General features: G+C 49.4%; 13 protein-coding genes. 7 read left to right on the forward strand and 6 right to left on the reverse strand.

Annotated features, from left to right (window positions below; all coding sequences use genetic code 11):
- Window positions 1-26: 26 nt before the first annotated feature.
- From OMQ46_RS14835 to OMQ46_RS14845, 3 genes are read right to left on the reverse strand one after another with little or no spacing between them, the layout of a single operon-like run.
- Window positions 27-845, reverse strand: coding sequence for an aldo/keto reductase (locus OMQ46_RS14835; protein WP_266238175.1), 819 nt, complete (start codon window positions 843-845; stop codon window positions 27-29).
- Window positions 842-2,038 carry an FAD-dependent oxidoreductase gene (locus tag OMQ46_RS14840; RefSeq protein ID WP_266238177.1) on the reverse strand — a complete coding sequence of 399 codons (1,197 nt, stop codon included), beginning with the start codon at window positions 2,036-2,038 and terminating at the stop codon, window positions 842-844. Before OMQ46_RS14840 ends, OMQ46_RS14835 begins: the two co-directional genes overlap by 4 nt.
- Entirely contained in the window at window positions 2,035-2,598 is a 564-nt protein-coding gene (locus OMQ46_RS14845) for a D-sedoheptulose-7-phosphate isomerase (RefSeq protein WP_266238179.1), read from the reverse strand. The genes OMQ46_RS14840 and OMQ46_RS14845 overlap by 4 nt, the downstream gene beginning before the upstream one ends.
- A 147-nt stretch (window positions 2,599-2,745) precedes the next feature.
- On the opposite strand from OMQ46_RS14845, the gene OMQ46_RS14850 reads away from it, so the two are divergent.
- The 5 genes from OMQ46_RS14850 to galE are packed head-to-tail and all read left to right on the forward strand — an operon-like array spanning window position 2,746 to window position 8,221.
- A complete protein-coding gene (locus tag OMQ46_RS14850; protein ID WP_266238181.1) occupies window positions 2,746-3,840 on the forward strand; it encodes a glycosyltransferase family 4 protein in 1,095 nt (364 codons plus the stop codon).
- Window positions 3,837-4,655, forward strand: a complete 819-nt coding sequence (gene rfaP / locus OMQ46_RS14855; RefSeq protein ID WP_266238183.1) for a lipopolysaccharide core heptose(I) kinase RfaP — start codon at window positions 3,837-3,839, stop codon at window positions 4,653-4,655. Before OMQ46_RS14850 ends, rfaP begins: the two co-directional genes overlap by 4 nt.
- On the forward strand, window positions 4,631-6,055 hold the full coding sequence (locus OMQ46_RS14860) for a lipopolysaccharide kinase InaA family protein (protein ID WP_266238184.1): 1,425 nt from the start codon (window positions 4,631-4,633) through the stop codon (window positions 6,053-6,055). Before rfaP ends, OMQ46_RS14860 begins: the two co-directional genes overlap by 25 nt.
- Window positions 6,055-7,200 carry a glycosyltransferase family 4 protein gene (locus OMQ46_RS14865; RefSeq protein ID WP_266238186.1) on the forward strand — a complete coding sequence of 382 codons (1,146 nt, stop codon included), beginning with the start codon at window positions 6,055-6,057 and terminating at the stop codon, window positions 7,198-7,200. The genes OMQ46_RS14860 and OMQ46_RS14865 overlap by 1 nt, the downstream gene beginning before the upstream one ends.
- Window positions 7,193-8,221 carry a UDP-glucose 4-epimerase GalE gene (gene galE / locus OMQ46_RS14870; RefSeq protein ID WP_266238188.1) on the forward strand — a complete coding sequence of 343 codons (1,029 nt, stop codon included), beginning with the start codon at window positions 7,193-7,195 and terminating at the stop codon, window positions 8,219-8,221. The genes OMQ46_RS14865 and galE overlap by 8 nt, the downstream gene beginning before the upstream one ends.
- Window positions 8,222-8,237: 16 nt before the next feature.
- Here the strand turns inward: galE and OMQ46_RS14875 are convergent, their stop codons facing one another.
- Together OMQ46_RS14875 and OMQ46_RS14880 are read right to left on the reverse strand one after the other, a co-directional pair.
- Entirely contained in the window at window positions 8,238-8,858 is a 621-nt protein-coding gene (locus OMQ46_RS14875; protein WP_266238190.1) for a YrbL family protein, read from the reverse strand.
- Window positions 8,855-10,579 (reverse strand): carbamoyltransferase, encoded by a 1,725-nt coding sequence (locus OMQ46_RS14880; protein ID WP_266238192.1) that lies wholly within the window; start codon window positions 10,577-10,579, stop codon window positions 8,855-8,857. The genes OMQ46_RS14875 and OMQ46_RS14880 overlap by 4 nt, the downstream gene beginning before the upstream one ends.
- Before the next feature lie 136 nt (window positions 10,580-10,715).
- On the opposite strand from OMQ46_RS14880, the gene OMQ46_RS14885 reads away from it, so the two are divergent.
- Both OMQ46_RS14885 and OMQ46_RS14890 read left to right on the forward strand, forming a co-directional pair.
- On the forward strand, window positions 10,716-11,882 hold the full coding sequence (locus OMQ46_RS14885) for an O-antigen ligase family protein (protein WP_266238194.1): 1,167 nt from the start codon (window positions 10,716-10,718) through the stop codon (window positions 11,880-11,882).
- Complete coding sequence (locus OMQ46_RS14890; RefSeq protein WP_266238196.1) at window positions 11,879-13,087, forward strand: hypothetical protein; 1,209 nt, start codon at window positions 11,879-11,881, stop codon at window positions 13,085-13,087. The genes OMQ46_RS14885 and OMQ46_RS14890 overlap by 4 nt, the downstream gene beginning before the upstream one ends.
- Here OMQ46_RS14890 and OMQ46_RS14895 read toward each other — a convergent pair whose 3' ends face one another.
- Window positions 13,088-13,786: a lipopolysaccharide kinase InaA family protein gene (locus OMQ46_RS14895; protein WP_266238198.1), complete on the reverse strand. Its 699-nt coding sequence runs from the start codon at window positions 13,784-13,786 to the stop codon at window positions 13,088-13,090.
- Window positions 13,787-13,814 lie beyond the last annotated feature (28 nt).

Raw genomic sequence — 13,814 nt, forward strand, 5'->3', positions numbered from 1 at the left:
GTTTCATCTGCGTTTATCTGCGAAATCTATGGATTAAGCTTTTTTAGAGCATTCATTGCTTTAGATACATTATCCTCAAGGTGTGTCGGGTTAATGGTACCGATGATTACGCTGCTGACGGCGGGCTCACGGAAGATAAAATCAAAATTCGCCTGCACAATATCGGTGTTGTCGGAGCCATGCGCCAAATGACCGCTGCCCAGCGCTTTTTTGATAAAAATGCCCTTGTTGTTTTCAGCGGCTTTATCCAACACCGCCTGCTCCTGCTTATATTCCAGGTTATGCATTACCATCGCCAGGTCTGACTGTTCCAGGGCCAGCAGGCCGCCTTCGACCGTCTTGGTCGACATGCCTGTGGCACGAATCAGCCCACGCTGTTTTAAGGTATTGAGGGTGTCCAGCGCACCATGCTGTTCAATGACTTCTCTATCATTACCGTCAGAGTGAATCAAAACGATATCCAGCACGTCTCGATTAAGCTGTTTGAGACTATTTTCAACGCTTTGGGTAATGGATTCAGGACTGAAGTCATAACGTGATTCGCCCGTTTGCGGGTCGAAATATTCGCCTGCCTTGGTCGCGATGACCCAGTCATGCGGAATTTTGGGCAATAGCTGCCCCAGTCGAGTTTCACTATTACCGTAGGCCGGTGCGGTATCAATCAGGTTGATGCCCAAATCCCAGGCCAGGGCCAGCAGATTGAGCGCCTCTGTATCACCGGGTATTTTAAAGCCGGTTGGGTATTTGACCGCTTTGTCCCGTCCCAGCTTCACAGTACCCAGCCCTAAAGGTGAGACGGCCACCCCAGTATCAGCAATCTCTCTGCGCTCAGTCAGTGTGTTCATGCAAATGCCCGATCCCACAGTGGTGCTGCAATGCCGGGATGTGGAAAGTCCGGATTATGGTGCTCGCCGGCTTTCAGCTTGGCTGATTCGAGTGCTGCCAGCATCTGATCAGCCAGATCCGGTGCCAGCGCCAGTTTGGTCGGCCAGCAGACATGCAGGTTATCGCGACTGCTGATAAAAGCTGTGTCCGGACGGCTGAGACTGGATTGCTTGGGTTCAGCGCGATTGACTGGGTGGGTCGCCCATTCCAGTTCCGGCAGACTGACCCAGGGCAGAATATCGGCCAGTAATTCTCTGGCTTCAGTAACCAACTCTTCATGGCTTTTATTGACGCCTTCCTCGGCAATATTGCCGCCGATATACCAGACTACATTGTCGTGCTGGTCTTTATGACTGGAGATGGTTGCGATAGGTTTTGAACCACTACCCAAGCTGTGCGCGTAGATCAACGGTAAGGGATTTTGTAAGCCCTTACTTTTGCACAGGACCATCTGCAGCGGTCGTCGCTGCATTTGCGGTTGGACCTGAGACAAGCCTTGCAACAGTTTTTCATTACCCTCGCCGGCGGTCAGCACAAACTGCTGCGCCTGGATTTCGTACTGATCGCCAATGGCTAGAGTTGAGACAGGGCCGGAACTGGGTTGCCATTGATAGTCTGCATTCGGGGGCACCGCGAGCATGCGTTGCTGCCAGGGTTTGACCAGTTCATCGATCAGACTGACGACGTCCAGCACCGGTTCATCCAACTGATACAAAGCGCCTTTAAATGCTTTGTCAGTGAAGATAGCCGGGCGGTTTTCTTTTTTCACCGGCTGCATGCGGCTGCGCAATGCTTTGCTGGCGAAAAAGGACACCATTTTTGAGGACAGGCGGTCCTTGGACCACAGCAGTTGATGCTCGGTGAGCTTTTTGACGCCGGATAAGTCGATCTCACCCTGCCCTTCCAGACAGGCTTTCCAGCGTGCCGGCATGCTGCTGATAACCTGAGCCGCCCTGGAGAGAATGCCATTGAGTGCGTACTTACTGCCGCCGTGAATAATGCCCTGTGAACTCAGCGTCTGACCCCGGCCGATTTCACCGTTTTCCAGCAACAGGGCATGAAAGCCGAGATCATTCAGTCTTCGATGCAGCCAAAGACCGGCAATGCCGGCCCCGATAATCACGACATCGGTAGTGAGCTGCTGTCGACTCATGAATCAGCGAGGGCCTCGTCCAGGGCTTCGCACAGCCAGTGACCGATCAGGATATGGCCTTCCTGAACGCGGGCAGTTTCCTTGCTCGGCACGCAGATGCAGTCATCGGCAATGGTTTTAAGTTTGCCGCCCTCTGCGCCGGTGAAGGCGCAGGTCCAGATAGCATTCTGTTGTGCGGTTTTAATGCCATTAATCACATTGGCGCTGTTGCCGGAAGTCGACAAACCAATCGCGATATCACCGGGCTTGCCCAGGCCCTCGATTTGCCGGTCGAAGACGGTTTCAAAACTGTAGTCATTGCTATGCGCAGTGAGGATCGAGGTGTCAGTGGTCAGGGCGATAGCACCGTAGGCTTTGCGATCACGGTGATAACGGACAATAAATTCTGCCGCCAGATGCTGAGCATCTGAGGCGCTGCCGCCATTACCGAAAAACAAGACTTTATTACCCGCCAGCAGGCAATCCTTTACCCGCTGCATCAGTTGATTGACCTGAGGCTCCAGTTCGAACAGGCCTGAAATCATCTCCTGATGACGTTGAATGGTGGCTTTGAATGACACGGCTTACCTCTGTATCTGTCAGGTGGTACTATTGCGTCTGTCTGTGGACCGCAACCCGGCTTGTTGTAGGACAGACTCATTTTAGAGTAATGCGGTTCAAGTTGTTAGTGTCAGCGCTGCTTTTTTCAACCGGAGATTATCCAGACCATGCACCTAGCTTTTGCCATCACGGAATTTCTTCCCAAGGGTGGCGCGCAACGGGATTTTATTGCTGTTGTGACTGAGATGGCCAAAAGAGGACATCAGATATCGATGATCACGCTGAAAACGCAGGGTGATATCAATAAAGACTGGACGCTATATGAGTTGGGTAACAACCAGACGACCCACCAAGGTCGCATCAAGGCCTTGTCCGACTATGTTGTCTCTTTGAAAAAGCGGGGCCTGTTTGACGCCATTATCGGGTTCACCAAGCTGGCTGGACTGGATGCGTATTTCGCGGCTGATCCCTGCTTTACGGCTAACCGTTTTAAAGGTCTGAACAAGCTATTGCCGCGTTATCGCACTTATGCGGCGATTGAGAAAGCGTTATTCAGCAATCCCGCGCTCAAGGTTTTTTTTCTGACCGAGCATCAACGCCAGCAGTACCTGGAGAACTTTGAACTTAAGCAGGATAATCAGGCGGTTTTACCGGTCAGTGTTGAAGAAAAATTTCATTTCACCCAGGCACGATTGGAATCAGGCCGTGTCTTTCGCCAGCAAACGCAACAGGCCGAAAACCGGATTTTATTGCTGTTTGTCGCGGCAGACTTCAACATCAAGGGACTGGATCGCGTTATCGAGGCGCTATCAGCATTGCGCTTTGTTGCCCGTAGTCAATTCGAATTATGGATTGTCGGCAATGGTAAACAAGCCAACTATGAACCCCGCTTACAGCAATTGACGGGTCTCAACTACCGCTTCTGGGGCGGACAGACCGAACTGGCACCATTTTATTTCGCCGCAGACTTACTAGTGCATCCAGCGCGAAAAGAAGCCGCCGGGATGGTGCTGGCTGAGGCTGCTGCTGCCCGGTTACCGATGCTGATCAGTGATATCTGTGGTTATGCGCCTCTGGCTAAGCAGTCACCTTTCTCGCAGATAATCGACGAAAAAAACTGCATTAAAGCTCTGGTCGAGGCGCTTAATACCTACAGTAAGCAGCCCGAAGCACTACCCAGAACAGAATCCAACCCACTGGTTTCAGCGGCCTCACGGGCATTATTCTGCGCGGACAAAATAGAGACTTGGTGCCAGCCATGAAAAAAGCTTTTTACCTTCGTAAAGAACTGGCTGAGGCGTGGCAGGATAAAGACGTGTTCAGTTTGCTGAAGACATTGCCGGGTGATGTCTTCCGCGACAAAGAGGGGCGGCGTACACTTCGCTTTGAGCAACAGGGACGAAGTTATTTCCTGAAATATCATGCCGGAGTTGGCTGGGGAGAAATTATTAAGAACCTGCTCCAGTTCAGAATACCGATAATCAGTGCCCGCAACGAATGGCAGGCGGTACAGCGGCTACATGAGCTGGGCATTGGTACAATGACACTGGCAGGATATGGAGAGCGTGGACTGAATCCGGCTCGTCGCGAATCCTTTGTTATTACCGACGAACTCACCGGCACCATGAGTCTTGAGCATGTCGGGCGACAGTGGCAACAGCGTAGGCCCAGTTTCCGCAGCAAACAGATACTGATTCGCAAACTGGCAGAGATGAGTCGCAAGATGCATCAGGCCGGCATTAATCACCGTGACTATTATCTTTGTCACGTGCTGTTAACCGAGGATTTCGCTGAACATAATCAAATCAGCGAATATACCGAGCCGTTTCTGATTGATTTGCATCGTACCCAGATTCGCCGTCGTGTTCCGACTCGCTGGCTGGTCAAAGATCTGGGCTCTCTGTATTTCTCCGCGCATGAAGTCAAACTCAGCCAGCGGGATAAGTTTCGTTTTATTCAATATTATTCCGGCCTCGACTTACGGCAGGCCTTGAATCAACAAGGTGATTTCTGGCGCAAAGTGGAGGCACGGGCGCAAAGGCTGTTGGAAAAATGGCACAGGCACAATGCGTCATGAATGACCCTGTGAAGCAGTTTCTGGCTGGTGAACAAGTTCCTGAGGGATTTGTACTGGAAGTGGACGGCGAGCAATACCATTGCGAACGCGTTCTCCGCTGGTTGCCGGGCCAGAGACTGGTGGTCAGAGCATTGCACCAGGGTGCTCCTTTATTACTGAAACTGTTTGCGCCGAATAAAAAAGGCTGGCGTGAGCTGTCACGCGAACAGCATGGTTATAAAGCCTGTAAAGCTGCCGGTATCCGGGTCCCGGCTGAAAAGCTGATCAGCGATGACTTTGCCGGCTGTCTGGCCGTGGCTTATGAATTTATCGCTGATGCCAGTCCTTTCAAGCTGGTTGGCGCCAACCAGGCACAGATGGTTCCGGCTCTGTTGCAGCTGATGGTAAGCTGTCACCAGGCAGGTATATACCAGCATGATATTCATACTGACAACATGCTCATGACCCCTCGCGGACTGGTTCTGATTGACTTGGCTTCAGTCAGGGGGCAACCTGGAGTGTCTCTGAACACCAAAAAAAGTCTTAATAATATTGCAAGACTGCTGGCCCAGTTTGTCCCGGAACAACAGCAACTGATTCTGACTAAACTGAATCTGTATTACCAAGCCAGAGGCTGGGTATACGGTCAGGCAGAGCGGGAACAATTCAAGTCTCTGCTCAATAAGGCCTGGCAAAAACGCAAAGATAATTACCTGAGCAAATGTTTCCGCCCCTGTACGATGACAGCCTACGACAAAGACAATCATCTGGAATATGCTGTCAAACGCGCATTCTTTGACCAAATCGGTGATCACGCCATTCGTAATATCAACACTTTCGTGGAACAGGGTGAGAAGCTGAAGCAGGGTAACAGTGCCACAGTCGTTGTGACAGAAATGGCGGAACGGCAGGTGGTGATCAAACGCTACAACATTAAATCACACTGGCATTTCCTTAAACGTTTCTGGCGCCCCAGTCGCGCTGCCAATGCCTGGCGACAGGGCAACCTGCTGGCACTACTGGGTATCCCCACACCGACGGTGCTCGGTTTTGTAGAGAAACGTTTCGGACCATTCAGAAAACAAGCCTATCTGATCACGGAATATCGACAGGGTGCCAGAGAGATTTCTGAGGTTTACCGGGCAACTTCTCCCTCAACAGCAGAACTGAATCAGCTTCACCGGATTTTCAGCTTGATGCGAGATTATCAGCTCAGTCACGGCGATTTGAAAGCAAGTAATCTGTTAATGTCTGAGGTAGGAGAAATCGAACTTATCGACCTGGATGCGATGACTCAGCATCGCTGTGCGTGGTTATTCAGACGGGCATTCGCCCGGGACCAGAAACGCTTTTTGCGTAACTGGCAGGGTAAAGCTTTATATTCACGCTTCAAACTAATGATTGAGAATCTGGCGCAGTAATGAAATTAGCGGTCTGTCTTTATAAGTACTTTCCTTTTGGTGGTTTAGCCCGTGATTTCATGCGAATTATGCAGCACAGTCTGACACCAGGTGATCATGTCGATGTTTTCGTGATGGAGTGGCAGGGGGAATATCCCGAGCATATGCATGTCCATGTCGTGCCGGTTAGCGGTATCACCAATCATGCACGTCTTCAGCACTTTATTGATACAGTCAGACCGACATTGCAGCAGGGGGGCTATGATCTGGTTATTGGCTTCAATAAAATGCCCGGGCTAGATCTCTATTATGCTGCTGATCCTTGCTATATTGCTCGCGCTGCATCTCAGCCGCTGTATGGTTTGCTCAAATATACTGGACGGGTTGCGTTTTATGCTGATTGTGAGGAATCTGTTTTCGGGAGCAGCAGCAACACGGTATCGCTGATGATTTCTGACGTTCAAAAAGCGCTTTTTAAACAGCATTACAATACCCCTGAACAGCGGTTGATTTCTCTGCCACCCGGGATTGATCCCAACCGTAAACGGCCGGATGATGCTGAACAGATACGAATGCAAAAGCGGCGTGAACTCGGTGTCCGAGCTGATGAATGGGTGCTTTTGATGGTGGGCACAGGCTATAAGACCAAGGGGGTCGACCGTAGCATTGCTGCACTTGCAGCCCTACCGGATAGTCATCGAGGTAAGGCGAAACTCCATGTCATCGGTGACGGTGATACCAAGGCACTGAAGAAACAGGCAGAGAAGTTAGGTGTCTCTGAACAGGTCATGTTTCTGGGCGGCCGTACTGATGTGCCGGCGTTTTTATTAGCGGCGGATTTGTTGTTGCATCCGGCCCGTAAAGAAAATACGGGCACAGTGATTCTTGAAGCTATTGTTGCGGGTTTGCCGGTGTTGGTTTCCGATGTTTGTGGTTATACCAAACATGTGGTCAAAGCCCAGGCGGGAGAAGTTATCAAGCAGCCTGATAACGCAGCACTGACAGCAGAACAGCTAGCTAACATGCTGGAGCCAGCAGCCCTGGCGCAGTGGTCGATGCAGGCACTTGAGTATGCGAAAACAGAAGACCTATACAGCATGCCGGAGAAAGCAGCGCAGATTATTCGACGTATGGCTGGTGAAAACATGAGGAAAAACAGTGATTAACACAGTGTTAGTAACCGGTGGTACTGGTTACATCGGTTCTCATATTGCTGTTAGCTTACTGAGAGCGGGTTTGCAGGTGGTGATTGTCGATAATCTGAGCAATAGTTCTGAGTTCGTGATTCAGCGTATTGCCCGGATAACAGGCACAGAGCCCAGTTTTTTCAAGGCTGATTGCCGTGATAAAAAAGCGCTTCAGGCTATTTTTAACACACACCGGCCAGATGCGGTCATCCATCTCGCCGGTCATAAGGCGGTGGGTGAGTCTTGTCAAAAACCACTGATGTACTATCAGAATAATATCGAATCCAGCCTGGTTCTTATCGAGGTCATGCAGGCGTTTTCCGTAGATAAACTGGTATTCAGCTCGTCGGCCACTGTATATGGTGATACCGAAACCATGCCTGTCAACGAACAGGCCCAGACCGCTGTCACCAATCCTTACGGCCAAACTAAGTTGATGATTGAGCAAATGCTTCAGGACATTAGCAAAGCCAGTCCTGAAAAATTTAAAGTTGCCCTGCTGAGGTACTTTAATCCTGCGGGAGCTGATGAAAGTGGGTTAATCGGCGAGGACCCGCGTTCAATACCCAATAACTTGATGCCCTATGTCAGCCAGGTTGCTATTGGCAAAAGGGAGCGACTTTCCGTGTTTGGTGGCGATTATCCTACTGCAGACGGTACGGGGGTTAGAGATTATATCCATGTTTCAGACCTGGCCCAGGGCCATCTCGAGGCATTGAGATGGCTTGACTCTCAGGTTGAGCTTCCCTGTTGTCGGGCTATCAACCTGGGCACGGGAGTGGGTTACAGCGTACTCGAGGTGGTCAGCGCCTTTGAACAGATATCTGGAAGGCCAGTGCCGTATGATATCGTCGATAGAAGGCCGGGTGATGTCGCCGTGAGTTATGCCGATGTCAGTCTCGCTGCCAATTTGCTGGATTGGCGTGCCGAAAAAGATCTTGAGGATATGGTCAGCGATGCCTGGCGATGGCAGGAAATGAACCCCAATGGCATAAGATAGAGAACTAGGCCTGAAGCTAAAGGCTCGTTTCCAGGCTTTTGAACATATACATAAGATCGGGTCTGTTAAGATGCCTTTTCTCCAGCATGGTCAGGAATTTCTTCCATTTCCGGCGGATTTTTTGTTGGCCAAAAAAGTGACTATACGTGCATAGCGGTATCCAGTCTGAGTTCCCCAGGTTGTCGATGATATGCATCACACCATCACCGTCAGCCAAGACCTGAAACAGCAGGTTCTTGGGTTTGAGTGACATGGTCAGCACATTATGCTTCAACTGATAGTCAATCAAGTTGAACATCGCCGTCATCAATACAGGAGCGTATTGATTAAACTCACGCTCCTGCTCAATGTAATCAGCCAAAGTCTTCGATATTTTTCCATCATAGTCACGGACCAGATCAAAAACGGCACCTTGTCCGAGCGTAGTGTCAACATTGCCATGGAAGCGAGGCACTGAGCGCCAATCCTGCAACCGTTTTTCCAGCAGGCGATAGTAAGCTTGTTCGCGCTTGGTTTCAGTGTCATCACCATTAACCACTATTTTGATGCAGCGATCTTCATGATCAGGATGCTGGTAACACTGTCTGTGCCAACCCCGCGCAATGAGATAGCTGTCGTTGAGTGTTAATAGCTTCATTGCTTGGTGACCAAAATATCTTCCATCACCAGATATTGCAGATCTGAGCCGAAGAACATATTGAGGGCATCAGTCGGGCTGCAAACCATCGGTTCACCACGACGGTTCAGCGAGGTATTCAATACCACCCCGTTACCAGTCAGTTTTTCCATCTCCTGAAGCAGGGCGTAATAACGTGGATTGGTTTTCTCGGTGACAATTTGTGCCCGCGCTGTGCCATCCTCATGTACCACCTCGGGAATGCGATCTTTCCAGCTTTCCGCGACATCAAAGGTAAAGGTCATATAAGGACTGGGGTGATCAGTCTGCAGAATTTCCGGCGCCACCGTGTCGAGCATGCTCGGGCAGAAGGGACGCCAGCGTTCACGATATTTGATCTGGGCATTGATGCGATCAGCCACACCACTATGGCTGGGGCTACCCAGAATACTGCGGTTACCCAGCGCACGCGGCCCAAATTCCATCCGCCCCTGAAACCAGGAAACCGGGTTACCATCAGCAAGAATTTTAGCCGTTTCCGCTGGCACATCGCTCATGCGTTGCCATTTCACTGGCTGGCTGTAGTTATCGCAGGCATCCATGCACTCTTCAGTCGTGTATTGCGGGCCAAGGTAGACGTGTTCCATCTTTTCGACGGGTACGCCAGCTGCCTGGGAGGCATAACTGGCGGCACCAATAGCGGTACCGGCATCGCTGGCAGCTGGTTGAACAAACAACTCCTTGACGCCAGGCATGGCGATAATGCGCTGATTCAATTTGACGTTGAGTGCGACACCGCCGGCATAAGCCACTTTACCGGTCTCACGAATGATATCGCCAAGATAATACTCGATAAGCTGAAGCGCGGTTTTCTCCAGCAAGTCCTGAATACTGGCTGCGTAGTCGATGTAGGGCTCGTCTTTTTCATCGCCTTCACGCATCGGTCCCAACCAGTCAATTAGTTTGGGGCTGAAGAAGTAGCCTTTACCGTTTTTCTTGTAACGACGCCAGCCAACCGTATTGACCAGCTTGTTATTGACCTTGAAATCGCCCTCTTTGCAGTCGATGAGTCGAGAGAAATCAAAGCGTTTGGGATCACCGTAGGGCGCCATGCCCATCACTTTGAACTCGCCGTCTAGCATCTCAAAACCCAGGTACTCGGTCAGCGCGCCGTATACTCCGCCCAGGGAGTCAGGGTCGTAAAACTCTTTGATTTTATGAATCTTGCCATTCTCACCATAACCAAAAAAGGTGGTGGCGTATTCACCTTTGCCATCAATGCCGATGATAGCTGTTTTTTCTTTGAAGCCGCTCAGGTGATAGGCACTGCTGGCGTGAGCCAGGTGATGTTCGACCGGCATAAATTTGACCCGTTTCGCACCGATTCCCAGATCATCCAACAGCTTCATCACGTTGCGGTGATTGCGCCAGTAACGGCGGTTACCGCTGAATAAGGCTGTCAGCGCGCGATCAGGCGCATACCAGTGACGCTTGGCATAATGCCAGCGGGCGGGAGACTTGAGACCGATCTCGGCATAGGGAAAAGCGACGATATCGACCTGTTCCGGTTTGATGCCTGCATAGTCCAGACAGAACTTGGTGGCTTCATAAGGCATTTTGCCTTTGGCATGTTTGTCCCGAAGAAAGCGTTCCTCTTCAGCAGCGGCAACCAGTTTGCCATCAATATATAAAGCAGCGGAAGCGTCGTGATTCACGGCGCCGGACAGGCCTAAAACAATCATTTATTCGTATTACCTTTTCAATTCAATACTTGCACAGGTTAGGTCGCGTAAGGTGGGGTAATTCTAACATCAAGCGCGGTGATCAAGTTATAATGCCGCGTCAACTATTTTATCTCATAGCCACCAGACTTCTTTTATGCCATTAGCCCCAGTCATCCAGAAGGCCACCTTGCTGCCGTTGTTAGTGTTTGTGAGTAGTTTCTACTTGCTGACTGAGAGTAAAGAGCAGGTCTTCTATGTCATGTTCGGGGTGTTGTTCCTCTATTTTCTGGTGACGGAGAGGCGGCAATTTTTTCACAACGATCCGTTTTTATGGGGGCTGCTTTTAGTACTTGCTTATTACTCAAGCAGTACTCTCTGGTCCACAGACCCCGGTGATTATTTTGAGAAAAGCGTAAAACACAGTGTCTACATACTGATATTTTATATTTGTATGTCGCATATCCTCAGACGCCATGATTTTACTCAGGTTACTCGCTGGGTGTTGATAACTGTGATTGTGTCCGGGGTCGTTATCAGTCTGTTAAGTCTGTTTATGCAGTGGCCGGGGTATGATTTTTCCAATAGGTTTACGCACTCTTCTTTCCTCGGTCTGACAGACAATCCCATAGAAACGGGCTTTTTTCTCGGCATCGCAAGTCTCTCAGCGATTTTCTATTACAGGCAGAGTTCCGATCCCCGACAGGCGGCTTTTCTGCTCGTTGCAACAGGGATGATGATTTGTTTATTGGTTATCACAAGGAGTCGTGGTGCTAATTTATTCTTTATCGTGTCTGTCTTCCTGCTGATGTTCGCCGTGACACCAAGCTATAAATCCCGCGATAGCGTCTTTGTTGCTCTTGCTCTATGCGCTGGATTGTTGGCGGCATTATTCATTGGTGAGAAAGTGGTCGATAGAGTGACGTCGCCAAATTATCGACTTGATCTGATTATCGCTTCCTGGGATGTCGCTAAGGAGCACCTGATCTTTGGTAGTGGCTGGAACCCGGAAGATCGTCTGTCTATTCCCAGCCACGAAAAACTTTTCTCAAAGCCTCACAATACCTTTATGCAGTCATTACAGGTCGGAGGCCTCGTGGGCCTGTTACTTTTCTTATCGTTGACGCTGTATGTTATCTATAGAGGTGTTAGTGATAAGTCAGACAAACTATATAGTCGTTTATTGACTATATGGTTTATCTACGGCTGTCTGATGATTTCTATAGATGGTGGTATGTTTGTAACAAGGCCTTCCACTTTTTGGTTCTACTACTGGTTGCCGGCATTCCTTATCGTTTGCAGAAAAAATCTTGAAAACAGATGAGCTCACGGAAAACAAGCTTCAGCACTTTCCAGGGATACTTGAAGTGGCAGCGGCAACAATCAACAGCGAGTTTCATCACCCGCTGGTGCCGCTATGGGTTGATGAGTTTACAGGCGAGGCTCAAAGACAGTTCGGTGGAAATAACGCCTGAACCGATTGATATACTCTTCCTGAGGCGTTCAGTAAAAACATTAACCTTTGATGACATAACGGCGCATTTCCCCGCCACGATCACGCATAAAAGTATCTTACAAGCCAAACCCACGGAGGCGATCTCAAAGCGCTTCCTGCGCCGAACTTCGCTCAGTCATACATCAATTAATTTTTATGTGCTTGCTTCGTATGTTCAATACCTGCTTGACTTTTATCAACCCAAAATTGTTGTCACCGAATCCAACGGTGCAGAAACTTCTCCAGTTCTGAGGACAATGGCCAACGATCGGGGAATTAAGGTTGTACACATTGCGCATAGTATCCCTACCAGAAATTACCGTAAGTTCAGTCTGGTAGATTACGACTATTATTTCCTTTACGGTAAAAGCTCGATCGACAATCTGAAGCAACGAGCTTTTTTGTATGGTAGAGACACCTACTGCGTGCAGACAGGGGCAAGAGCGGTTTTCTCCAGACTGAATACAAGCCAAATCCCCACAGCAGTGGAACGTAATGCCAATACGGTGCTTTTATTGGGTAGTGGCCCTGGGCATGAAGAGAAGGATGAGATCAGACAGGTCTACCAGTCCGCGATAAGCTTTGTTAATGCGAATCCTCGAATGACATTGCTTTTCAAGCCCCACCCCAGAAGCAATAAACAGCTATGGCACTCGCTTACTCAGCAGCTTGAGCCAGCACGGTTCCGACTGATTGAGGACCTTGGGGCGTCTCACCAGGCTGCAGTGGCGATATGTGGCTATACCAATGCCATATTGGATGTCTCGATACTTGGCATTGTCCCATTGCTGGTGAGTACGGCTGACAATGAAGATTATTTTTGCTACGAACAATATTTAGGCAGAATTTTAAACCAGCCTTCAGAGCTCGAACTCAGGTTTAAGGCGATCGCGACTGAATTGGAACACTTCCAACAGAAAACAAGACAATTTGCCCAATATCATGTCGGTGATATTAACGCGCCTTCTGCATTAATCGCTGTCAACTTGCAGAAGATTCTCAACAAGGAAGCATTAACAGCGGAACTGATTTAATCAAATGCGAGTTGCAAGTTGCCTGACCATTTTTTTGGAAGACGGTGACAGGTGCTTCTCAGAATAATAGCTTCTGATGAACTGTGTTATCAAACGTACATTCCAGACACCGTATCTCTTTCGGAATAAAGCGTCGAAATCACGCTTTCGGGCGAGACCTTTTGACAGCGTCGTTCGCATTTTTTCCAGGTCGATTAACTTGACGCACCAGGCTTGCTCTTTTTTTACAAAAATATGTTTTGGATAAAGGCAATTGTGAACCAGTCGATGCCGGTGCAATTGAGATAATGTCTCTGCAATCACGCTCATTAAGGCGTACTGTTCGAGGTTCGGCAGGGCTTTAATGATTTGCGATGACAGCGGCGCGAAGCCTTCAAGTGACTTGGTGACCAAGACGGCCTTTTTACCCTCTTTACCGAAAAACAGGGGATCAAGAGTGGGAATATGCTTTTTTTGTAACAGCCGGATGTTACAGAACTCTCTCTCGTAAGTTGGCTGATTGAATAACAGAAACCTGAGGGAGTGCGTCGTGTAGTTTTCCTGACGCTTGATGAAGGCGGGAATCTGCTGGCCATTGATACTGACATCCGTCTTTATGACACCGCTCCACCCACCGCGTTCTCTGTTGGGGGGTTCAAACCATTCGGTGGTCATATCCCAGTACTTTTGAAATGTCGTTTGATTATCAGGTGCTTCCATTGCGTGTTCTAAACTGAGAGTGGAGTTA

Source organism: Methylophaga sp. OBS1, from assembly GCF_026319365.1.

Bases quoted from the DNA above. Each gene is read 5' to 3' on its own strand.
- OMQ46_RS14835 (WP_266238175.1), bottom strand. From the start codon at position 845: ATGAACACACTGACTGAGCGCAGAGAGATTGCTGATACTGGGGTGGCC.
- OMQ46_RS14840 (WP_266238177.1), bottom strand. From the start codon at position 2,038: ATGAGTCGACAGCAGCTCACTACCGATGTCGTGATTATCGGGGCCGGC.
- OMQ46_RS14850 (WP_266238181.1), top strand. From the start codon at position 2,746: ATGCACCTAGCTTTTGCCATCACGGAATTTCTTCCCAAGGGTGGCGCG.
- rfaP (WP_266238183.1), top strand. From the start codon at position 3,837: ATGAAAAAAGCTTTTTACCTTCGTAAAGAACTGGCTGAGGCGTGGCAG.
- OMQ46_RS14860 (WP_266238184.1), top strand. From the start codon at position 4,631: ATGGCACAGGCACAATGCGTCATGAATGACCCTGTGAAGCAGTTTCTG.
- OMQ46_RS14865 (WP_266238186.1), top strand. From the start codon at position 6,055: ATGAAATTAGCGGTCTGTCTTTATAAGTACTTTCCTTTTGGTGGTTTA.
- OMQ46_RS14875 (WP_266238190.1), bottom strand. From the start codon at position 8,858: ATGAAGCTATTAACACTCAACGACAGCTATCTCATTGCGCGGGGTTGG.
- OMQ46_RS14880 (WP_266238192.1), bottom strand. From the start codon at position 10,579: ATGATTGTTTTAGGCCTGTCCGGCGCCGTGAATCACGACGCTTCCGCT.
- OMQ46_RS14885 (WP_266238194.1), top strand. From the start codon at position 10,716: ATGCCATTAGCCCCAGTCATCCAGAAGGCCACCTTGCTGCCGTTGTTA.
- OMQ46_RS14890 (WP_266238196.1), top strand. From the start codon at position 11,879: ATGAGCTCACGGAAAACAAGCTTCAGCACTTTCCAGGGATACTTGAAG.
- OMQ46_RS14895 (WP_266238198.1), bottom strand. From the start codon at position 13,786: ATGGAAGCACCTGATAATCAAACGACATTTCAAAAGTACTGGGATATG.